This is a genomic window from Lutibacter maritimus, from assembly GCF_900116115.1.
GTDB lineage: Bacteria > Bacteroidota > Bacteroidia > Flavobacteriales > Flavobacteriaceae > Lutibacter > Lutibacter maritimus.
In genome coordinates, this window is the sequence record NZ_FOZP01000010.1 from 49554 (window position 1) to 72316 (window position 22763).

Consider the following 22763-nt stretch of genomic DNA (forward strand, 5'->3'; position numbering starts at 1 on the left):
AAAAGTTATGCGTACCTTTTCAATGCTTTTAGTAGATTATAGTTGATTACATAGATTCGTGGAACGAACGTGTAATTACTTCTAATTGTTGTTCTTTGGTTAAACGCACAAAGTTTACTGCATATCCAGATACACGAATTGTTAACTGTGGATATTCATCAGGATTTTCCATGGCATCTAACAGCATTTCTTTATTTAACACATTTACATTTAAATGTTGTGCATTACGTGAGAAATAACCATCTAAAGTAGTTGCTAAGTTTTCTATTTGTTCTTCTTCATTAGCACCTAAAGATTTTGGTACAATAGAGAATGTATTAGAAATTCCATCTTTAGAATCATCATAATTAATTTTTGACACTGAGTTTAATGAAGCAATAGCACCGTTACAATCACGTCCGTGCATTGGATTTGCTCCTGGCGCAAAAGGAATTCCTTGCGCTCTACCATCAGGCGTTGCTCCAGTTTTTTTACCGTAAGAAACATTTGAGGTAATAGTTAATACCGACATGGTAACTTCCGCATCTTTATAAACTGGTAATTGTTTTAATTCGTTATTAAATTCTGCAACTGCATTACTTGCTAAAAAGTCAACTCTATCATCATCATTTCCATACATTGGGAACTCTCCTTCAATTTCAAAATCAATCGTTAAGCCTTTTTCGTTTCTAATCGGTTTTACTTTTGCATATTTTATGGCTGATAAAGAATCGGCAACAATTGATAAACCTGCAATACCGTAAGCAATGTTAATACCTGGATTGGTATCAATTAATGACATTTGTGCCTTTTCATAATAATATTTATCGTGCATATAGTGAATAATATTCATAGAATCATTATACACTCTTGCCACTTCTTTCATAGCAATTCTAAAGTTTGCCATTACTTTATCAAAATCTAAATATTCATCTGTATATTCAGGAATACCTTCAACAATTTGAGTTCCAGTAAATTCACAACGTCCACCATTTAAAGCTAATAATAATGTTTTTGCTAGGTTTGTACGTGCACCAAAGAATTGTATGGATTTTCCTAATTCTTGATATGATACACAACATGCAATTCCATAATCATCTGAACCACGACTGTTACGCATTAAATCGTCATTTTCAAATTGAATTGAAGAAGTGTCAATTGCTACTTTTGCACAATAGTTTTTAAAGTTTTGTGGTAAACTTTCAGACCATAAAATAGTGATATTTGGTTCTGGTGATGGGCCTAAATTATATAATGTATGTAAGAAACGGAACGAAGTTTTTGTAACCTTTGTTCTTCCGTCTGCTAACATTCCTCCAATTGCTTCAGTTACCCACGTTGGATCACCTGCAAAAATTTCATCATAAGCTTCCATACGCAGGTGACGCACCATTCGTAATTTCATTACAAATTGATCGATATATTCTTGAGCTTCAACTTCAGTAATAATACCAGCTTCTAAATCTCTTTCAATAAAAATATCTAAAAATGATGATACATTTCCTAAAGACATTGCTGCACCATCTTGTTCTTTAACCGCAGCTAAATACGCCATATAAGTCCATTGTACAGCTTCTTGTGCATTTTCAGCTGGGCGAGCCAAATCTAAATTGTACGCTTTACCCATTGCAATCATTTCTTTTAAAGCTTTTATTTGCTCTGAAACTTCTTCGCGCAAACGAATAGCTTTATCGGTCATTGGACCTGTGATTGCTGCTAAATCTTGTTTTTTAGCTTCAATTAAACGTGTTATTCCATATAGTGCAATTCTACGGTAATCTCCAATGATTCTTCCACGTGCATAATTGTCTGGCAAACCTGTTAAATAACCTAATGAACGGTATTTTTTAATTTCATCAGTATAAGCATCAAAAACACCATCGTTATGAGATTTTACATATTTTGAAAATAATTCTGATAAATTATCACTTGGTTTTAAACCATGTTCAGATAATGCTTTTTCAACAACTTTAAATCCTCCGAAAGGTTTCATTGCTCTTTTTAACAATTCATCCGTTTGTAAACCAACAATTACTTCATTTTCTTTACTAATATATCCGGCTTTAAAAGCATTAATTCCTGAAATAACTTCGGTATCTACAGAACGAACTCCATTTCGTTGTCTTTCTTCTTTTGTACCTTCTTTACAAATTTCCCATAATTTTAAAGTCTTTTCACTTGGCCCAACTAAAAAGCTGTAAGTACCATGGTAAGGTGTAATATTTCTTGTAACAAAGTCTCTTAAATTTATGGTTTCATTCCAAATTCCTTCGTTAAATTTTTTAGTTTTCATGTATTTATTTTAAAATTTGATTCTTTTTTTAGTTATTGAAATCCTCAATTACCGAGCAAAATTAGGGCATTTATAAATGAAAAATATGATAAATATCAGCTAAAAAAAGAGTTGTTTGTCTTTGGTTTTTTGAATGTTTTACTAAAACGTTTGAAGTATATAGTTCTTAAAAAAATGAATTTCTAAAAAAAAATATATTATTCCCTAACAAGTACAAAAAATAACACTTTTGGAGGCATTTTAGCATCCATGTTTTTATTAAACAAACAAAAAAAGGACACCAAAATGGTGTCCTTTTTTTTGATTTTAAAAGTATTTAAACTATTGTTTAACTTTTTCTAATTTTACTTCTTTACCATCTTTAGTGATTAATTTCACTTCATCAAATCCCATAGATTTAAATTGAGCATATTGTGAAGCTGCATCACCAACAACAACATACACCATTTTAGATTCATCTAAATATTTATTTGCTAATGCTTTGTGTTGTTCTAAAGTCATATTATTTATAATTGCCTCTTCGTTTTCAATATAATTAGGTGCTAAGTTATAGTTGCTGATATCTTGTAGCATTCCTAATAAAGAATATTGCGTTTCAAAACGGCGAGCATTCGATTTTATTAAAGCATTTTTAGTAAAATCTAAATCCTCTTGGCTAATACCTTCTTTGTATTTTGCAATTTCATCTTTAAAAATTTGAACAGATTCACCCGTGGTATTTGTTCTTACACTTGAACTTGCAGTAAATGTACCTGGTGTTTTAGATCCGCTAAAACCAGTTCTTGCACCATAAGTATAGCCTTTTTCTTCACGTAAAATTAAATTTACGTTTCCAGAAAAAGAACCTCCTAATTTATAGTTCATCACTTCTGCAGGATAAAAATCAGCATCCGTTCTTGGTAAACCAATATAGCCAATATTTATTACAGATTGTTTTGCATTAGGGATGTCTACAAAATATAATGAGGCTTTATCTCTAGTATTTACAATTGGAAACTCAGGTATTTCTACTTGTTTAGCTTTCCAATTTTCTTCTAATTTTTTTAAACTGCTTAATGCTTTTTCTTTTGATATTTTTCCAACTACGTTAAATTTACTTATAGATGGTGAAAAATTAGCCGTATAAAATGTTTTTAAATCATCCATTGTGATTGCTTCAACAGTAGCCTCTGTACCACTTGTTGGATACGCAAAAATATGATCATCTCCGTACAGTATTTTATTATACACAGTTGCAGCTACACTATTTGGATCGGCATTAGAACGCTTAATTTGATTGATTGTTTTTGTTTTAATTCTTGCAAATTCCTCTGCATCCCAACGTGGTTTTAATAAAATTTCTTCTACTAAATCCATTGTTTTATCAAAATTACGAACTAACGTATTTCCACTAATTACAATAGATTCGTTGGTTGTATACATATTGATACTTGCGCCTAACATTTCAATTTCTTCTTCTAATTGTTCTGGCGTTTTATCGGCTGTTCCTTCCATCATAATATCGGTAATTAAATTGGCTACACCATTTTTATCTTTGTTATCTAATAAATGGCCACCATCAATTACCAAACTAAAGTTTACAGTTGGAATTTCATTTTGTTCAATTCCATAAACTTTCATTTCATTTGATAATGTTGCATTCCAACTTTCAGGTATTTTTAGTTTTGGAGAAATTCCTGTTTCTGGTGCTTTAGATCTATCAATTTTAGAAGGTGTTTTAACAATTTCTTCTTTTACATCTGTAACTGTTTTAACCACATTTTCTTTAATTTCTTCTTCAACAACTTCTGCCTTTACAGAATTTTCTGTTATTAAATTTAATTGCCCTTTAGGCACAAAACTTGTCATTACATACGGTTTATCCTTAATATAAGTGTTGTACACACGCAACACGTCTTCTTTAGTAACTTTTTTAATATTTTCAATATCTTTTTCAATAAATGCAGGATTACCAGCAAATACGTTGTATTGCGCTAATTGGAACGATTTTCCTAAAACACTGCTAATTCCGTTATAGAAACTTGTTTCTAAACCAGCTTTAATTCGCTCTACATCTTTATCTGTAACACCTTCTTTTTCAAACAATTGAAAAGCTTCAAAAATACCAGCCTCCACATCTTTTAAATCTTTACCAGCATTTGCAGTAATTATAATATGAAATTCACCTGCTAATTCTTGGGAATTATTATAAGCCGTGGTTCTTGATGTAATATCTTTTTCTTTTACTAACACTTTATACAAAGGAGCTTTTTTCCCACTTGATAAAATTTCAGCTAAAAAATCTAATGCATACGCGTCATCTGTATATTGTTGTAGAGTTGGCCAAACCATATTTAATTGTGGTGCTGTTGCAAAATTATCTTCATGAAAGAAACGCTTTGTTTCTGCAATAGATACTGGTTGTGGCTCTAATTTTTTAACTTCTTCTCTTCTTTTTATTTCACCAAAATATTTTTCAACCAATGCTTTTGCGTCATCCATTTCAAAATCTCCAGCTAATACTAATGTAGCATTATTTGGCCCATAATATTGGTTATAAAAATCTTTTACATCTTGTACGGTTGCATTTTGCAAATCTTCTAATTCCCCTATTACTTGCCAGTTGTATGGATGTCCTTCTGGATAAATATTTTTGTCTAAAACCCAACTTGTGTGTCCATAAGGATTATTATCTACACGCTGTCTTTTTTCATTTTGAACTACTTCTTGTTGATTGTAAAAAGCCGATTCAGTTACTGTATTTATTAAGTATCCCATTCTATCGCTTTCTAACCATAAAACAGTTTCTAATGCATTGTTTGGAACAACTTCATAATAGACGGTTCCATCTTTCCAAGTTCCTCCATTTAATGTTCCTCCTAAATCTTGAATTTTTTTAAAAAATTGATCTTGTGGAACATTTTCAGACTCTTGAAACAACATATGCTCAAATAAATGAGCAAAACCTGTTCTACCTGTTTTTTCTCTATTTGAACCCACACCGTATTGAATGGCTACAGATACAATTGGATCACTTTTGTCTTGATGTAATATAACATCTAAACCATTTGCTAGTTCATACTTTTCAAAATCAATTGAAAATTTTGAATCATCAGCAATACTTTGTTTTAATGAATCTTTACATGAAAGCACCAAAAAAGATACCATCAATAAAGTTAACATTGAAAATTTAAATTTAATTTTTGTCATTGTACAATTATTTTTTAGATTACGATAAATATACAATAGTTTATTGAAACTCAGCCTGCATAAATTACTCTAAATTAACCTTTAACAATATTCAATTATCATTTTAAAAAAGGTATTTTTTGCAAATTGCTTTTTTATTTCTACTTTGCAACTAACCAAATATATATTTATGACAACGAATATAACGCGCTTGTTTGATTTTGCATACAATCAATTAGAGGTTAAACCTCAATTAAAATGCTTCAACTCTAAAATTGAAAATGAATGGGTTGCAACTTCAACAAAGCAATACATTAACCTAGCCAATACTATTAGTAGAGCTTTGTTACGATTGGGTGTGAAGGCAAACGATAAAATTGCAGTTGTGACTACCAATAACCGATTGGAATGGAGCGTTTTAGATATTGCAATTTTACAAATTGGTGCTGTAAATGTGCCGCTATACCCAACCATAACTTCATCAGATTATCAATATATCATCAATCATTCCGACTCAATTTTGTGTTTTGTTTCCGATAAAGCATTGTATGAAAAAGTTGTTAAAATAAAAACTGAAACCCAACTTTTAGATATTTATTCTTTTGATACTCTTCCAAATATTTCCACTTGGGAAAGTTTATTAAAATTAGGTGAAGATACCAGTAATCAAAATGAAGTTGATCGTTTAAAAGCTGCCGTTTTACCATCAAATTTAGCTACTATAATTTATACTTCCGGAACAACTGGAACACCAAAAGGTGTAATGTTAACGCATAAAAACATTGTTGAAAACACTTTAGTAAGTGCAAAAGCATTAGATTTTAATTCGGAAAGTCATAAAGTTTTAAGCTATTTACCTATTTGTCATATTTTTGAAAGGTTTGCTTTATACTATTATCAAATGATGGGTTTTGAAATTTATTTTGCAGAATCTATAGATAAATTAGCAGAGAATTTAAAAGAAGTAAAACCGCATTTTATACCGGTTGTGCCACGCCTTTTAGAAAAAATATATGATAAAATTGTTGATAAAGGAAGTGCTTTAAATGGCGTAAAAAAAATGCTCTTTTTTTGGGCACTAAATTTAGGAAAGCAATACGAGCCTTACCAGAAAAATGGATGGTGGTATCATTTTCAATTAAAAATTGCTCAAAAGCTTGTATTTATTAAATGGCGCGAAGCATTTGGTGGCAATATTAAGTTTATTGTTTCAGGAAGTGCTCCATTACAACCTATTCTTATAAGAATTTTTACAGCCGCTGGAATTCCAGTTTTTGAAGGCTATGGAATGACAGAAACTTCGCCAGGAATTTCTATCAACGATTTCAGAAATAATGGTTTTAAAATTGGTTCTGTTGGAAAAGTATTAGATGGTATTGAAGTTAAAATTGCAGATGATGGTGAAATTTTAGTAAAAGGAAGCAATGTTATGCTAGGATATTATAAAGAAGAGGCGCTAACAAAAAAAACGATTATTGATGGATTTCTTCATACCGGAGATATTGGTAAAATGGACGAAAATGGTTTTTTAAAAATTACAGACCGAAAAAAAGAAATGTTTAAAACTTCTGGTGGAAAATATATTGCTCCGGCTGTTTTAGAAAGTAAGCTTAAAGAATCACGTTTTATTGAACAGATTATGGTTATTGGCGAAGGCGAAAAAATGCCAGCTGCTATTATTCAACCACATTTTGAATTTATTAAAGAATGGATAAAACACAAAAACTTAAAAATTGAAAATGCATCATTTGAAGAAATTATTGCTAATAAAAAAGTTATAAAACGAATTCAAAAAGAAATTGATAAAGCGAATCTTAGCTTTGGTGATTGGGAAAAAATTAAAGCCTTTGAATTAACTCCAGAAATTTGGAGCATTGATAACGGATTGCTTACGCCCACTTTAAAAATGAAACGTAAAGAAATTAAATTAAAATTCGAAAATTTATATCGAAATATTTACCAAAAATAATATCATTTTTAGGTAACAAACATACTTGTACAATCATATTAAATTTTATACTTTGCAATATTGCAATTAAACTAAACCAAATGTCAATAGAAATTAAAAGATTATTCGATTTTGCTTACTCACAGCAAGAAACCTACAAATTAGAGAAAGCATTTAATACTAAATACAATGGTAATTGGGTATCAACTTCCTCACAAGAATTTTTAAACAAAGGAAATGCCATAAGTAGAGGTTTATTACGATTAGGTGTTAAGCCAGGCGATAAAATTGGACTAATATCTTCAAACAATAGAACCGAATGGAATATTGTTGATTTTGGAATTAGTCAAATTGGTGCAATTAACATTCCAATTTACCCAACTATTTCAAAAGAAGATTACGAATATATTTTCAATCATGCTGAAATATCGTATTGCTTTTTATCTGATAATGAACTGTTTGAAAAAGCAAATGCTGTAAAATCTAAAGTACCATCTTTAAAAGAAATTTACATCTTTGAAAGTAATGAACATTGTAAAAATTGGGATGAAATTTTAAAAATTGGTGAAGATTCTAGCAATCAAAACGAGGTTGAAGCAATAAAAAACACCATAAAATCTGATGATTTAGCTACCATAATTTATACTTCAGGAACTACTGGAAAACCTAAAGGAGTCATGCTTTCTCACGGAAATATTGTAAGCAATGTTACAGATTGCACACCTATAATTCCAATTAAAAAAGGAGAATCTGTAACATTTAGTTTTTTACCTGTTTGTCACATTTTTGAAAGAATGCTAATTTACTTATATCAATATGCCGGTTGCTCAGTTTATTTTGCAGAAAGTATTGAAAAAGTAGGTGAAAATATTAAAGAGGTAAAACCTAATTTAATGACTGTGGTTCCTCGTCTATTAGAAAAAGTTTATGATAGCATTATTGCAAAAGGAACTGAATTAAAAGGCATTAAACGATTTTTATTTTTCTGGGCAGTTGATCTTGGTTTACAATATGAACCCTATGAAAAAAACGGATGGTGGTACCATACTAAACTAGCATTAGCAAATAAACTTATTTTTAGCAAATGGCGTGAAGCTTTAGGTGGTAATTTAGAAGTTATGGTTTCTGGAAGTGCTCCACTTCAACCAAGATTAGCCAAAGTATTTTCTGCTGCACAAATGCAAGTTTGGGAAGGCTACGGACTTACTGAGACTTCTCCAGTAATTTCTGTAAATGAATATAAAAATAACGGATTAAAAATTGGAACTGTTGGTAAACCAATTAAAAATGTTGAAGTAAAAATTGCTGAAGATGGAGAAATTTTAGTGAAAGGTCCAAATGTTATGCAAGGTTACTATAAAGATGCAGAAAAAACAGCTGGCGTTATGACGGGTGATTTCTTTCATACAGGTGATAAAGGAGAAATTGATGATGAAGGCTTCTTAAAAATTACGGGCAGAAAAAAAGAAATTTTTAAAACCTCTGGCGGAAAATATATTGTACCTGCATTTATAGAAAATGAAATGAAACAATCACGTTTTATTGAACAAATTTTAGTAATTGGTGAAGGTCAAAAAATGCCAGCAGCTTTAATTCAACCAAACTTTCAATTTTTACGTGATTGGGCAAAAATTCACCACGAACCAATTCCTGGAAATAATGAAGATTTAATTGCAAATCCAAGTGTAATTGCACGTATACAGCTAGAAATAGATAAAGGAAATGAAAACTTTGGTAAGTGGGAAATGATAAAACGCTTTGAATTAACACCTGATGTTTGGGGAATTGATAATGGGCTTTTAACACCAACAATGAAACCAAAACGAACTGAGATTATCGCAAAATATCAACATTTATACAATAAAATTTACGAAATAAAATAACTTTTAATTACGTTATCAAACTTACGTTTTATATTTTTGCACAATAACCTAATTAAAAAAAATGGAACATTTTATAGTATCAGCCCGTAAATACAGACCTCAAACTTTTGAGGAAGTTGTTGGGCAACAAGCCATTACTAACACGCTTGAAAATGCTATAAAAAATAACCATTTAGCGCAAGCATTGTTGTTTACAGGTCCTCGTGGCGTTGGAAAAACAACTTGTGCGCGTATTTTGGCAAAAAAAATCAATCAAAATAGCACAACTTCATCCAATTTGGATGAAGATTTTGCTTTTAATATTTTTGAATTAGATGCTGCTTCAAACAATTCTGTTGATGATATTAGAAGTCTAACCGATCAGGTTCGAATTCCACCACAAACAGGAAAATATAAAGTATATATTATTGATGAGGTTCATATGTTGTCTCAAGCAGCATTTAACGCCTTTTTAAAAACTTTAGAAGAACCACCTAAACATGCTATTTTTATTTTAGCTACAACCGAAAAGCATAAAATAATTCCAACAATTTTATCACGCTGTCAAATTTTTGACTTTAAAAGAATTGGCGTTATTGATGCTAAAAAATATCTTGAAAAAATAGCTTTAGAGGAAAATATTAGCGCCGAAGATGATGCGTTACATATTATTGCCCAAAAAGCAGATGGCGCAATGCGTGATGCTTTATCAATTTTTGATAGAGTTGTAAGTTTTTCAGGAAATAAACTAACTCGTAAAGCTGTAACAGAAAATTTAAACGTATTAGATTACGATGAATATTTTATTACAACAGATTTATTGCTTCAAAATAAAATTCCTGAGGTTTTAGTACATTTTAACACCATTCTTTCAAAAGGATTTGAAGGACATCATTTTATAAATGGCTTGGCTTCTCATTTTAGAGACTTGTTGGTTGCAAAAGATAAAATTACTTTAGAATTATTAGAAGTTGGTGACAATGCTAAAAAGAAATATTTAGAACAATCGCAAAAATGCGAACTACGCTTTTTATTACAAGCTATAGATTTAGCAAATGAGTGCGATTTAAAATACAAAGGCAGCAAAAACCAGCGGTTAATGGTTGAACTCACTTTAATGCAATTAGCCTCTATCACTTTTGATGGAGAAAAAAAAAATAACAAACCATATATAATTGCATCGGTTACTTTTAAAAACACCAAAAAAAGAGTCAGATTACAACCTGAAACTCCAATTACACTTACAAAAAAAGAAGCTCCAAAAACTTTAGAAAAACCAATTTTAAAGACTGAAAATGAGCCTACTAAAGTTGTTTTAAACACTCCTAGAAGACGCTCAGCACTCTCTTTAAAAAGCATTGAAAAAGATAAAGAAGTAAAAAACATTGAAGTTGTTGTTGAAGAAGTTTCTGGACCAACCGATGACTTTTCTGAAGAAAAAATGCAACAAATTTGGAGTGAATACAGTAACTTATTACTAGAAAATGGTAAAAAGATTTTAAATTCTATACTAAATTCCGATAAACCAAAGTTAGTAAACAATAAAATACACTTTGAAGTTCCTGCGCCAGGAATGAGAGACCAGTTAGAAACTGGAAAACCTTTACTAATGAAATTTATTAAAGAAAAATTAAATAACTATAAAGTTGATTTAATTATTCATTTAAACGAAAAAGCGGAAAAAAAGTTTGCCTATACACCGGTTGAAAAATATGAAAAATTAAAAGAAAAAAACAAAGCGATAGAATTGTTGAAAAAAACTTTTGATTTAGATCTTTAACTAAAAATTATACTTATGCTAGGTTTAAAATTACCAACCGATCCGCGTTGGGTAAATATTGCAGAAAAAAACATTGATGAAATTTTAATTGATCACGCACACTGTGAATTAAAAGCAGCATCAACTGCAAATTCATTAATAATGAGTTTTCCTGAATATTCAGACTTGGTTACAGAAATGGTTTCATTAGTAAAAGAAGAAATGAGCCATTTTAAAATGGTGCATGAACGTCTTTTAAAAAGAGGCATAAAATTAGGCCAAGATAGAAAAGACGAATATGTAAATAGTTTGTTAAAATTTTTTCCAAAAGGTGGAAGCAGAACTACACAATTAGTTCATAGATTATTGTATGCTGCTTTAATAGAGGCAAGAAGTTGTGAACGTTTTAGATTACTTTCTGAAAATATTAAAGATAAAGAATTGGCAAAGTTTTATAGAGATTTAATGGCTTCAGAAGCAAATCATTATACATTATTTTTAAATTTTGCTCGAAATTTTGGCGATCGGAAAGAAGTGGATAAAAAATGGAATGAATTGCTTGAATTTGAAGCCGAATTAATGAAAAATTTAGGAACAAAAGAAACCATTCACGGATAAATGTTTAGTAAAGAAGAATCTGCTCAATTGCGTAAAGAATTTTGGACTAGTTTTGGAAAATCATTTCCAAGAAAATGGTTATTGTACAATACAAAAATTAAAGATTTTAATTTTAAGTTTGTTGCAGACAAAAAACAAGCGTTGGTTTGTTTAGATATAGAATCGTATGACAGAACTAAAAATGAACTACTTTATGGGCAAGTGTTAGAATTAAAAAGCATTTTAATAGAAGATTATTTACCCGATATTATTTTTGATGACATTTACTTATTAGACACCGGTAAAATCATCCACAGAATTTATGTAAAATACAACGGTAAATTTAATATCCACAACAAAAATACGTGGCAAGGAGCTTATTTATTTTTTAATGAAGCAATGCACCAATTTGAAGAGTTTTATGAAGACTATGAAGATTTTATAAAACAAGCCATTTACCTATAAAAAAAGCACCATTTTAAAATGATGCTTTCTCTTCCCTTAACTCTTACACAAATAACAAATTAATTGGAAGCAATTTTTGAAATCATTGGTTTGGCTAAAGTATCAGTGGTTTTTGAATGCCAAGCATCCAACATCCAAGAAGATTTTTCAAGTTCTTTAATATAACCTCCTATTAAATCTACAGTTCCTTCATCTTCAGCTTCATTGGCATATTTAAGTACTGTACGCATTTGCTGTAACAATAAAATATGATCTTTTAATAACATTTCAACCATCTGAATATCAGAACCATCGGCAGAAGCTTCTTTTAAATTTGAAATATTCAAATACTCAGAATAATTACTTAATGGCTGGTATCTTAACGTTAAAATTCGTTCTGCTAATTCATCTATTTTTTTGGAAGCATCAGTATACATACTTTCAAACTTCGCATGCAAATCAAAAAAGTTTTCACCCAATACATTCCAATGAAAATTTCTTAATTTTTGATGATAGATATGATAATCTGCCAAAAGTAAGTTTAATTCAAATACTGTTTTTGATGTTTTCTCTTTATTTAGATTTAAATAATTCATGTGCTGTTTTAAAGTTTTTTATTTGTTAAACATTCAGTCTATTCTTAAAATAGATTTTTTTATTTAAAATCAAAATTATATTGAATTTAAATCTATTTTTTAACACTTTTTATGATTATTTAACAATACAAACTTCAATTTTCATTTTCTTGTATACTTTGGTTTTGGTATAAATTAATTTATAAATTATAAGGTTTAAAATAAATAGTGCACAAATTGGTCTATAAATAATATTTTATAACATCTTAAAATACTGTATTTTTGCAGCTATGAATACTGCTATTACAAACGATACTATTATAGCTTTAGCAACTTCTTCTGGAGTTGGGGCAATTGCTGTTATTCGATTATCTGGAGAAAAAGCTATTGAAATTGTTAATGATTTTTTTCAATCTAAATACACTAATAAAGATTTAACAAAAGTAAAATCTCACACCATACATTTAGGAAATATTATTGACAATCAGCGTATTATTGATGAAGTATTGGTGTCTGTTTTCAAAAATCCAAATAGTTATACCGGTGAAAATGTAGTAGAAATTAACTGCCACGGATCTGTATATATTCAACAAGAAATTTTACAATTATTTATAAAAAATGGTGTTCGTAATGCCAATCCAGGCGAATTTACATTACGTGCTTTTTTAAATGGAAAAATGGATTTAAGTCAGGCAGAAGCAGTTGCCGATTTAATTTCATCTAATTCAGCAGCATCTCATCAGGTTGCTTTGCAACAAATGCGTGGTGGATTTAGCAACGAAATTCAAAATTTACGATCACAATTATTAAATTTTGCCAGTTTAATTGAGTTAGAATTGGATTTTTCTGAAGAAGATGTTGAATTTGCAGATAGAACAGCATTCACAAATTTAGTAAATAAAATAAGTGCAGTTTTAAAAAGACTTATCGATTCATTTGCATTGGGTAACGTATTAAAAAACGGAATTCCTGTAGCCATTGTTGGAGAACCAAATGTTGGAAAATCTACTTTATTAAATACACTTTTAAACGAAGAAAAAGCCATTGTTAGTCACATTGAAGGCACAACACGTGATGCTATTGAAGATGAAATTTCTATTGATGGAGTTACCTATCGTTTTATTGATACCGCAGGCATAAGAGCTACAGAAGATTTTGTTGAAAATATAGGTATTCAAAAAACTTTTCAAAATATTGAAAAAGCACAATTAGTATTACATTTAATTGATAGTAAAAAAATTACCAACATACAACAAACAATTAAAGAATTAAAGGATAAATATCCGTCTAAAAAAATATTAACCATTGTAAATAAAGCCGATTTGTTAAGTGTAGAACAAATCTCAACTTTGAAATCTCAATTCTCAAATCTAATTATTTTATCAGCGAAAGAAAAACAAGGAATTCACGATTTAACCACTACCCTAACCAATTTAGCCAACAAAGGAGCTTTAAGTAATAACGAAACCATTGTAAGTAATTCACGACATTTTGAATCACTAAACAATGCCTTTAGCGCAATAAAAGAAGTTCAAAAAGGAATTGAAAATCAAGTTAGCACCGATTTGTTTGCAATTGATATCAGACAAGCTTTATTTCATTTAGGTGAAATTACAGGAGAAGTAACTACAGAAGATTTATTAGGTAATATTTTTGCTAATTTTTGTATCGGGAAATAATTTCCAAAATTTTACATAAAAAACACACTTAAAACACTTAGTTATTAACAATTTAACATTGTTTTCAGCACCTTCCATTTTGTAATTTATTGTAGGTTTTTGGCTCCTTTTGTACCTTTATTGTACCTCATTTGTGTTTTTCAACTCTGGAAAATTAGGGTGGCGAAGTTATGACACAATATGATACAATACGACACAATAAAGTATAATATGACACTTCTTTTTGGGGAAATATAGACACAATAAAAACCATTGGAAAGGTATTGTCGTAACTAAATTCTATTATTAACTTTACACAAATTGAATGAAAATTTTAAAAAAATGTGAATATTGCGAAAATGAGTTCACTGCCCAAAGAGTTAGTACGAGATACTGTAGTCCTGATTGTAATAAAACTCATTATAAACTTTTAAGTAGAATTAGAGTTATTAAGAATACTAAAAAAAGAGCTGAAAAAAGTAAAAATAATAGCAACTCTTATACCATTGGAATTAGTAATAAAGAATTTTTAAGTATAAATGAAGCTTGTGAATTATTAGGTATAAGTAGATCTACTATAAATCGCTATATAAAAACAAAAAAAATTGAAATCAATAAATTGAATAAAAAGGTAATAATCAAGAGAAAGCATATAGATATTTTTTTAGAACAATTTCAGATTGTAAGTATTCCAGATGAAGTAATCAATTTTAAAAATAGTTTTAACATAAATGATTACTATTTTATAGGAGAAGTTCTCAATATGTATAATACAACTGGTCATTCTTTGAATACTATTTTAAAGAAAAATAATATTTCCAAAATAAAACTTGGAAGTCACTCTTATATTCTTAAAAAAGATATCATCAAAATTTTCGGAAACCCTAAAAACCTTCAAAATAATGGCTAATGTAACACTTCGTCAAAAATCAATTGCTAATGAAAAATCAAGTTTATATTTAGACTACTTCCCTCCTATCATTAGTCCCAAAACTGGTAAGGAAACACGAAGAGAATTTTTAAAACTAACTATTCATAACAATCCAACAAAACAAACCGAAAAGCAACATAATAAAACTACTATTGAGTTTGCCGAAATAATTAGAGCAAAACGACTGGTACAAATACGGAACAAAGAGTTTGGCTTTAAAGAAAATATAGAAGCAAACATCAATTTTGTAAGCTATTATAGTACCATTGTTGAAGAATATTTAAATAAAGGAAGTCGCAATAATTATTTAACATGGAAGGCTTCTTTTGCATATTTCAAAAAATTTATAGGTAATAAGGTTAGTTCAAAAAATATCTCAATTGAAATAGTGAAAAATTATAGATCCTTTCTATTAACTACAAAATCTAACAAATCTAAAAAATCAACACTTTCAACCAATAGTGCTGCATCTTATTACAAACATTTTATTTATGTTCTAAAAAGAGCGTTTAAAGAACAAATAATCAATTCAAATTTAGCCCAACACGCTGAGTATATAAAAGAAGAGCAAACTTTTAGAGAATATTTGACTGAAGAAGAACTGGTAAAATTATGGAACACTGAAATTAAGTTTCCTCAAATTAAAAGAGCTGCTCTTTTTTCAGCTATGACAGGATTGAGATTTGTTGATATTAAGAATTTAACTTGGGAAACTGTTTATGGTGATATTCATCAAGGATACTATATAAAGTTAAAGGAACAAAAAACAGGTAATATTCACAACCATCCTATTTCTAATAAAGCTTATGAAATTTTATTAAAAGAAGGAAAAAATGAAAGTACAATTTTTAAAGGTTTGGAATATTCAAAAACTGCAAGATTTGTTAAAATCTGGATAGAAGATGCTAAAATTTATAAGAAAATCAGTTTTCATAATTTTAGACACAGTTATGCTACATTACAATTAGCTAATGGAACTGATATTTATACTGTATCAAAATTATTAGGGCACAAAAATGTAAATACAACCCAGATTTACACAAAGGTTTTAGATAAAAACAAAATAGCAGCAGCAAACAGAATAAATTTAGATTTAAATGGATTATAATCAATTATATACAAATAGTTATAATAAGGCTTTTGAAGAAAGAGAACGCTTTATTTACACTACCCTTTTGGAAGCAAAAAAGGCGTTACAATCTTATAATTATACGAGTAATAAGTATTTAAAAGAAATAAATACAATTGAAATCAAAAAATTTGAATACTTAAAACAATATCCTTATTCCGAAGTAACCAATTTGTTCAATAAAAGGTTTGAAATTTATGAGGAAAATAGCATCAATAATATTGTTAATTTGAAAATACTTCCGCTTTTAGAAAATTCAAATATCAAACTTGAAAAAACTTTAGAGACTATCATTTCTGAAATTGCAGCACATGATGCTTTATTAGAAACCTCAAGAATAATGACCAATAATTATAATTTATATGAATTAATGTACAATCTAAATGATCTATCAAAATTTAAATTGATTTCATATACTAGCGATGTTAGAAATACTCCTCTTTATCAAAAGTTAGAAAATAAAATGTATCCTCCTGCAAAACCAAGCAAAACAAAAATAAATAAGAACCACGATGAAAATGATGAATTTTTAAACGTTAAAGAAGTTGCTGAATTAACAAATTATGCTGTTGCAACTATTTATGATTTAAAGCATAAAGGACAACTTCCATTTTATAAAAAAGGTGCAAAGTTGCAATTCAAAAAATCAGAAATAATAAACTGGCTTGAAAAAGGAAAAGGAATTACCATAGATGATTTAGATGAAAAAGCCAACGATTATATTCTGAAAAATAGCTAAAAAATAGAATTATGCGTCTAGTTAGCGTCTAATTAGACGTTAAATTAAAAAAAATAATATGGAAACCGGAAACTACATTTGTCATTTGTGCAAAAAGGAATACGAACCTACGAAAAGAGGAAAACAACGGTTTTGTTCCTCAAAATGTAGAAAAAAATATAGCTATCATAAAACTAAATTAAGGTTGCAATCAAAATCCCCTAATGAAAAATTAAATTTGGGGAAACCATACAATCCTAACGAAATGACTTTTGGTGGAGTTAAAGATGCTTTCATTGCAAATGCTGTTTATGATGGAGCTAAATTTGTAGTTAAAAAAATGTTTTCTAATACTGAAAATGCAAATGATTTAAATAAAAATCATCAAATCTCTAACATTCAAAAACTACGCTTTATAAAAATAAAAAATTTTCCAGTTAGCTATGATGGATCTGTAGCTTATTTTGATACTGAAACTGAACAAATAGTTTATGTTTCAGACCCAAATTATTATAATCCAGCTAACAATATTATTTAAATCTGGTCTTTTTATTTAGATCTTATTGACTTGACTTTTATCATTATCATTTTAATGACAAAATATTAAATTAGTAAAAATTAAAAAAATTGTAATTATTTAAACTTCTATTATGAATAAATATGGAAAGGCAGCAATTAAATCTGTTGACTTAATAAATTTAGGAAAAACACCAGCTGAAGCATGGGAAATAGCTACTTTGGAAATTTTTGGAGAATCTACCTCAGCCATTAAAAGTTGTCCAAAATCTACTTTTTTAGGATTGTGTGAAGATGGATTGGTAAAAGGTATTTCAAAAGGAAAATACACAAAATCGGCTAAAAATAAAGCGTATGCTTTAAAAGCTGTACAAGTACTTAAAAAATCTAATTTAGAGATACAACCAACGGCTTTATGGAATGAAATTCAAAATAAAAATATTCAGCATAATTCTCAAATGCACGTTGTACTTGCGCTATGGAATAATGATTTAATTGTTTAAATTAAAATGTGTTTTAAATAACAATAAATCATAATAAATAGTACTTTTGAAAAACTATGAATAAAAAACTTACCCTATCCCAATTAGAGCAATATTTATCAAAAGCAGCCTGGATTTTAAAAGGTCCTGTTGATGCTTCCGATTTTAAAGTTTATATATTTCCACTTCTGTTTTTCAAGCGAATTTCTGATGTATATGATGATGAATTTAAAAATGCTTTAGAAGAAAGTGAAGGAGATATTGAATATGCTTCTTTACCAGAATTTCACCGGTTTGAAATTCCGTTAGATTGTCATTGGAACAATGTTAGAGAAACAACAACAAATGTTGGACTTGCAATTGAAAAGGCTTTAAGAGGCATTGAACAAGCCAACCAAGAATTTTTATATGGTATTTTTGGGGATGCACAGTGGAGCAATAAAAATAAATTATCCGATAAATTATTAATTGATTTAATTGAACATTTTTCACAATACACATTGGGTAATGAAGACGTGGATCCAGATATGTTGGGACAAGCCTATGAATATTTAATCAAACATTTTGCCGATTTAACTAATAAAAAAGCTGGTGAATTTTACACGCCTCGTTCCGTTGTTCATTTACTAGGATTAATTTTAGACCCACATGAAGGTGAAACAATTTACGATCCAGCTTGTGGAACTGGTGGAATGTTATTGGAATGTGTAGACCATTTAAAACATAATAACGAAGATTATAGAACGCTTAAATTATTTGGACAAGAAAAAAACTTGACTTCAAGTTCTATTGCCCGAATGAATATGTTTTTACACGGAATTGAAGATTTTTCTATTTACCGGGATGATACTTTACGAAATCCTGCCTTTTTTGAAGCAGATGGATTAAAAACCTTTGATTGCGTTATTGCAAATCCTCCTTTTTCATTAAAAGATTGGGGTGCTGAAAATTGGGCAAACGATCCTTATGGAAGAAACATAGCTGGTGTTCCGCCGCAAGGAAACGGAGATATGGCTTGGGTACAACATATGATAAAATCTATGAATAAAGAAGGCCGAATGACCGTTGTGTTGCCTCACGGAGCCTTATTTAGAAAAGGGGCTGAGGGAAAAATAAGAAAGAAGCTGTTAGAAGATGATTTATTAGAAGCTGTGATTGGTTTAGGGCCAAATATTTTTTATGGAACGCAATTGGCAGCCTGTGTTTTGGTGTTTAAACAACAAAAAGAAAGTAATAAAAAGAATAAAGTACTATTTATTGATGGCTCCGATCAAGTACGTGTTGGTAGAGCACAAAACTTTTTAGAACCTGAACACGTAAACCAACTTTTTAATTGGTTTACTACTTATGAAGATGTGGAAAATTACGTAAAAGTAGCCACCATAAAAGATTTAAAAGAAAACGATTACAATTTAAATATTCCTTTATATGTGGAAAAAATTATTGAAGACAATTTGCCTTCAGTAGAAAAAGCATTGGAAGATTTAAAAAACGCCTGGAATGAAAGTTTAAAAGCTGAAGAAGATTTTAAAAAAATATTGAATGAATTTTTATAATCTATGAAACCTGAAGAACTAACACATATCCTAAACAAAGGAGAAGGCACAACCATAGAGTATAAAATTGCTCAAGGAGGTATTCCAGTGTCGTTGTATGAAACTGTAGTGAGTTTTAGCAACACTGATGGTGGTATAATTGTTTTAGGTTCTGATAATGATGGGAATATAAAAGGTATTGAAGAAAATGATTTAGCTAACTTCCATCAAGTTATTGCAGCTAATTTAAATAATAAAGAGTGTGTCAATCCTCCTTTATACCTTCAACCAATAACTGTTAAGCATCCTGATGGAAATTTAATTATCATAAGAGTTCCTGCATCCTCTCAATTACATGACCATGCAGGTAAATATTTTTTTCGTTCTGATGATAATGACCAAGATATTACAGGAAATCAAAATAAAATTTCTGAAATATATTATCAAAAACGAGAGTACTTTTCAGAAAGTACAATTTATCCATTTTTGTCAATGGATGATCTAGATCCAGAGTTATTTCAAAAAGCAAGAGCAATTATTAAAACGGTAAATAGTACGCATCCCTGGTTACAAATGAATGATTTAGATATACTTGCTTCTGCTTCGCTTTACCGAACAGATTATAAAACTGGAGAGCAAGGTTTTACGCTTGCTGCTGCTTTAATATTTGGTAATAACAAAACCATTTCCAATTTACTTCCTGGATATAAGGTTGATGCATTAGTTAGAGTAGAAAATTTAGATCGTTACGATGACAGATTATTATTAAGAACCAATCTAATTGATACTTATTTACAATTGTTAGATTTTGTGAAAAGGCATTTGCCAGAAAAGTTCTTCACAGAAGATGGTCAACGTAAAGATTTAAGAGAACTAATTTTTAGAGAGGTTATCGGTAACGTAATTGTTCATAGAGAGTACACCAATGCACATTCATCCGAATTAATTATTTATAAGGACCAGGTGAAAGTAACCAATCCAAATAAAGCATTGTTTCATGGACCTCTGGACCTGGACCAATTTAATCCGTATCCTAAAAACCCAAATATTAGAAAATTCTTTACTGCTTTTGGCTGGACCGACGAGCTAGGATCTGGAGTAAGAAATACCAAAAAGTACTTAAATAGTTATGTGCCTGGGGCAAAACCAGTATTTATAGAGAACGATACCTTTATTACTCAAATACCTTTAGTGAATATTACATTGCATAAGTATCATAATGAATTGGTTGAATTGTTTGATTTTTCTGATGAGATAAGCGGTTATTTAAATGAAATTTTATTACAATTACCGCTTCCAACAGATTTAAATGAAGCCGATTGGGAAACCGTTTTATTGCGTTTGGTGCCAAGTTGGACCAAAAATGGTGCCAGGCTGGACCAGCTCGATTGGCCCAAAAATCAAGCATTTACAGAAGAAGCTATTAAAATGGTGCCAAGCTGGGCCCAAAATGGTGCCAAGCTATTTCATAGAAAAACAAATTACCTAATTAGAATATTGTTACTAACTATAGAACCTATAACTTTAGAAGATTTAATGAGAAGAATGGAATATTCTAAAAGACAAACCTTTAGAGAAAACTACTTACTACCATTACAGGAAGTAGGCTTTGTAAACATGACAATACCAGATACACCTAGTTCGCCAAAACAAAAATATATTTTAACCGAAAAAGGCAAACAATTTTTAACTGCTAGACTATAACCTATGACCCAACAACAACTAGAAAAATACCTTTGGGGAGCAGCTACCAAATTACGTGGTACCATAGATGCCGGAGATTATAAACAATACATATTCCCGTTATTGTTTTTTAAACGTATTTGCGATGTGTACGATGAAGAATTTGAAAACGCTTTAAAAGAAAGCGATGGAGATATAGAATATGCCTCTTTTGCTGAAAATCATCATTTTTTAGTGCCAGAAGGCGCGCATTGGAACAATGTACGTGAAACAACCGTAAATGTTGGTTTAGCTTTGCAAAATGCAATGCGCGACATTGAAAAAGCAAATCCTGATACGTTGTATGGTATTTTTGGCGATGCCAGTTGGACCAATAAAAACCGATTAAGTGACGAAACATTAACCAATTTAATTGAACATTACTCGCAACATAAATTAAGTTTAAGCAACATACCCGATGATAAATTAGGAAACGCTTACGAATACTTAATCAAAGAATTTGCCGATGATAGCGGCCATACAGCTGCTGAGTTTTACACCAACCGTACCGTAGTAAAGTTAATGACTATGATTATGAACCCGCAACCTGGTGAAAGTGTGTACGACCCAACCTGTGGTTCTGGTGGTTTATTGCTAAATTGTGCCTTGCATTTAAAGGACGAAGGCAAGGAATACCGCACGTTAAAGTTATACGGACAAGAAATTAACCTCATTACTTCTGCCATAGCTCGTATGAATATGTTTATGCACGGTATTGAAGAATTTAGCATTGTACGTGGCGACACCTTAGCAAACCCAGCCTTTTTGCATAACGATGAGTTAAAAACGTTTAATGTAATATTGGCAAACCCACCCTACTCTATAAAAGCCTGGGACCGAAAGAGTTTTGAAAGTGACCCTTACGGACGAAATATTTGGGGAACACCCTCGCAAGGTTGTGCAGATTATGCGTTTCAACAACATATGCAAAAAAGCTTGGATCCTAAAAACGGACGTTGTATTTCTTTATGGCCTCACGGCGTATTATTTAGAGATGCCGAAGCCGAAATGCGTAGCAAAATGATTGAAGAAGATTTGGTAGAATGTGTTATTGGTTTAGGCCCAAATTTGTTTTATAACTCACCTATGGAAGCCTGTTTACTTATTACAACCACAAATAAAGAAGCGCATAAAAAAGGAAAAGTACTTGTTATTAATGCTGTAAAAGAGGTAAAACAAGACAAAAATATTGCTTTTTTAGAAGACAAGCATATAGATAAAGTTTACAAAACATATAAAAAATTTAAAGACGAAGAAGGCTTTTGTAAAGTGCTTAGTTTGAAAGAAATTTTAGACAATAAAGGAAGTTTAAATATTGCACAGTATGTTAGCAATGTTGATACTGATATTGTTCAAATTTCTATTGAAGATGCTTTGCAAACTTGGGAAAGTTCTTCTGAAAAATTAAAAGATAGTATGAATGAATTATTTCAAATCTTAAAATAAT

17 protein-coding genes are annotated in these 22763 nt (G+C 30.0%); 14 read left to right on the forward strand and 3 right to left on the reverse strand.

Translation table 11 applies throughout. From position 1 onward, the window contains the following. Window positions 1-46: 46 nt before the first annotated feature. Together pflB and BM335_RS14645 are read right to left on the reverse strand one after the other, a co-directional pair. Window positions 47-2272, reverse strand: a complete 2226-nt coding sequence (pflB, locus tag BM335_RS14640) for a formate C-acetyltransferase (RefSeq protein ID WP_090230157.1) — start codon at window positions 2270-2272, stop codon at window positions 47-49. Between the two features lie 321 nt (window positions 2273-2593). Beyond that, on the reverse strand, window positions 2594-5461 hold the full coding sequence (locus tag BM335_RS14645; RefSeq protein WP_090230161.1) for a M16 family metallopeptidase: 2868 nt from the start codon (window positions 5459-5461) through the stop codon (window positions 2594-2596). Between the two features lie 169 nt (window positions 5462-5630). Here BM335_RS14645 and BM335_RS14650 point away from each other — a divergent pair, with 169 nt between their 5' ends. The 5 genes from BM335_RS14650 (at window position 5631) to BM335_RS14670 (ending at window position 12071) form a co-directional block, all read left to right on the forward strand. After that, window positions 5631-7409 (forward strand): AMP-dependent synthetase/ligase, encoded by a 1779-nt coding sequence (locus BM335_RS14650; protein ID WP_090230165.1) that lies wholly within the window; start codon window positions 5631-5633, stop codon window positions 7407-7409. 80 nt (window positions 7410-7489) lie between these two features. Beyond that, window positions 7490-9271, forward strand: coding sequence for an AMP-dependent synthetase/ligase (locus tag BM335_RS14655; protein WP_090230169.1), 1782 nt, complete (start codon window positions 7490-7492; stop codon window positions 9269-9271). A 61-nt stretch (window positions 9272-9332) separates the two neighbouring features. Next, the gene (gene dnaX / locus BM335_RS14660; protein ID WP_090230173.1) at window positions 9333-11030 is read left to right on the forward strand and encodes a DNA polymerase III subunit gamma/tau; all 1698 of its coding nucleotides are present in this window, start codon (window positions 9333-9335) and stop codon (window positions 11028-11030) included. A gap of 15 nt (window positions 11031-11045) precedes the next feature. After that, the gene (gene miaE / locus BM335_RS14665) at window positions 11046-11627 is read left to right on the forward strand and encodes a MiaE family protein (protein WP_090230178.1); all 582 of its coding nucleotides are present in this window, start codon (window positions 11046-11048) and stop codon (window positions 11625-11627) included. Continuing rightward, window positions 11628-12071, forward strand: a complete 444-nt coding sequence (locus BM335_RS14670) for a DUF4268 domain-containing protein (RefSeq protein WP_090230181.1) — start codon at window positions 11628-11630, stop codon at window positions 12069-12071. It abuts the gene before it with no gap. A 59-nt stretch (window positions 12072-12130) separates the two neighbouring features. Here the strand turns inward: BM335_RS14670 and BM335_RS14675 are convergent, their stop codons facing one another. After that, window positions 12131-12646 carry a Dps family protein gene (locus BM335_RS14675; protein ID WP_090230184.1) on the reverse strand — a complete coding sequence of 172 codons (516 nt, stop codon included), beginning with the start codon at window positions 12644-12646 and terminating at the stop codon, window positions 12131-12133. Between the two features lie 269 nt (window positions 12647-12915). On the opposite strand from BM335_RS14675, the gene mnmE reads away from it, so the two are divergent. From mnmE to BM335_RS14720, 9 genes are all read left to right on the forward strand, one after another. Next, window positions 12916-14304, forward strand: coding sequence for a tRNA uridine-5-carboxymethylaminomethyl(34) synthesis GTPase MnmE (mnmE, locus tag BM335_RS14680; RefSeq protein ID WP_090230187.1), 1389 nt, complete (start codon window positions 12916-12918; stop codon window positions 14302-14304). Between the two features lie 304 nt (window positions 14305-14608). Further along, window positions 14609-15193, forward strand: a complete 585-nt coding sequence (locus BM335_RS14685; protein WP_090230190.1) for a helix-turn-helix domain-containing protein — start codon at window positions 14609-14611, stop codon at window positions 15191-15193. Beyond that, window positions 15186-16322 (forward strand): site-specific integrase, encoded by a 1137-nt coding sequence (locus BM335_RS14690; protein ID WP_090230195.1) that lies wholly within the window; start codon window positions 15186-15188, stop codon window positions 16320-16322. Before BM335_RS14685 ends, BM335_RS14690 begins: the two co-directional genes overlap by 8 nt. Next, entirely contained in the window at window positions 16312-17082 is a 771-nt protein-coding gene (locus BM335_RS14695; RefSeq protein ID WP_090230198.1) for a helix-turn-helix domain-containing protein, read from the forward strand. The genes BM335_RS14690 and BM335_RS14695 overlap by 11 nt, the downstream gene beginning before the upstream one ends. 58 nt (window positions 17083-17140) lie before the next feature. Continuing rightward, window positions 17141-17599 carry an FCS-Like zinc finger protein gene (locus tag BM335_RS14700; RefSeq protein ID WP_090230202.1) on the forward strand — a complete coding sequence of 153 codons (459 nt, stop codon included), beginning with the start codon at window positions 17141-17143 and terminating at the stop codon, window positions 17597-17599. Between the two features lie 112 nt (window positions 17600-17711). Further along, on the forward strand, window positions 17712-18080 hold the full coding sequence (locus BM335_RS14705) for a DUF6979 family protein (protein ID WP_090230205.1): 369 nt from the start codon (window positions 17712-17714) through the stop codon (window positions 18078-18080). A gap of 56 nt (window positions 18081-18136) precedes the next feature. Beyond that, window positions 18137-19615, forward strand: coding sequence for a type I restriction-modification system subunit M (locus BM335_RS14710; protein WP_090230209.1), 1479 nt, complete (start codon window positions 18137-18139; stop codon window positions 19613-19615). A gap of 3 nt (window positions 19616-19618) precedes the next feature. Then, window positions 19619-21298 (forward strand): AlbA family DNA-binding domain-containing protein, encoded by a 1680-nt coding sequence (locus tag BM335_RS14715; RefSeq protein ID WP_090230214.1) that lies wholly within the window; start codon window positions 19619-19621, stop codon window positions 21296-21298. A gap of 3 nt (window positions 21299-21301) precedes the next feature. After that, window positions 21302-22762, forward strand: a complete 1461-nt coding sequence (locus BM335_RS14720; RefSeq protein ID WP_090230218.1) for a type I restriction-modification system subunit M — start codon at window positions 21302-21304, stop codon at window positions 22760-22762. Window position 22763 lies beyond the last annotated feature (1 nt).

What these genes read in the sequence shown, in the direction of transcription:
- pflB (WP_090230157.1), bottom strand. Translation starts at nt 2,272, where the DNA reads ATGAAAACTAAAAAATTTAACGAAGGAATTTGGAATGAAACCATAAAT.
- BM335_RS14645 (WP_090230161.1), bottom strand. Translation starts at nt 5,461, where the DNA reads ATGACAAAAATTAAATTTAAATTTTCAATGTTAACTTTATTGATGGTA.
- BM335_RS14650 (WP_090230165.1), top strand. Translation starts at nt 5,631, where the DNA reads ATGACAACGAATATAACGCGCTTGTTTGATTTTGCATACAATCAATTA.
- BM335_RS14655 (WP_090230169.1), top strand. Translation starts at nt 7,490, where the DNA reads ATGTCAATAGAAATTAAAAGATTATTCGATTTTGCTTACTCACAGCAA.
- dnaX (WP_090230173.1), top strand. Translation starts at nt 9,333, where the DNA reads ATGGAACATTTTATAGTATCAGCCCGTAAATACAGACCTCAAACTTTT.
- miaE (WP_090230178.1), top strand. Translation starts at nt 11,046, where the DNA reads ATGCTAGGTTTAAAATTACCAACCGATCCGCGTTGGGTAAATATTGCA.
- BM335_RS14670 (WP_090230181.1), top strand. Translation starts at nt 11,628, where the DNA reads ATGTTTAGTAAAGAAGAATCTGCTCAATTGCGTAAAGAATTTTGGACT.
- BM335_RS14675 (WP_090230184.1), bottom strand. Translation starts at nt 12,646, where the DNA reads ATGAATTATTTAAATCTAAATAAAGAGAAAACATCAAAAACAGTATTT.
- mnmE (WP_090230187.1), top strand. Translation starts at nt 12,916, where the DNA reads ATGAATACTGCTATTACAAACGATACTATTATAGCTTTAGCAACTTCT.
- BM335_RS14685 (WP_090230190.1), top strand. Translation starts at nt 14,609, where the DNA reads ATGAAAATTTTAAAAAAATGTGAATATTGCGAAAATGAGTTCACTGCC.
- BM335_RS14690 (WP_090230195.1), top strand. Translation starts at nt 15,186, where the DNA reads ATGGCTAATGTAACACTTCGTCAAAAATCAATTGCTAATGAAAAATCA.
- BM335_RS14695 (WP_090230198.1), top strand. Translation starts at nt 16,312, where the DNA reads ATGGATTATAATCAATTATATACAAATAGTTATAATAAGGCTTTTGAA.
- BM335_RS14700 (WP_090230202.1), top strand. Translation starts at nt 17,141, where the DNA reads ATGGAAACCGGAAACTACATTTGTCATTTGTGCAAAAAGGAATACGAA.
- BM335_RS14705 (WP_090230205.1), top strand. Translation starts at nt 17,712, where the DNA reads ATGAATAAATATGGAAAGGCAGCAATTAAATCTGTTGACTTAATAAAT.
- BM335_RS14710 (WP_090230209.1), top strand. Translation starts at nt 18,137, where the DNA reads ATGAATAAAAAACTTACCCTATCCCAATTAGAGCAATATTTATCAAAA.
- BM335_RS14715 (WP_090230214.1), top strand. Translation starts at nt 19,619, where the DNA reads ATGAAACCTGAAGAACTAACACATATCCTAAACAAAGGAGAAGGCACA.
- BM335_RS14720 (WP_090230218.1), top strand. Translation starts at nt 21,302, where the DNA reads ATGACCCAACAACAACTAGAAAAATACCTTTGGGGAGCAGCTACCAAA.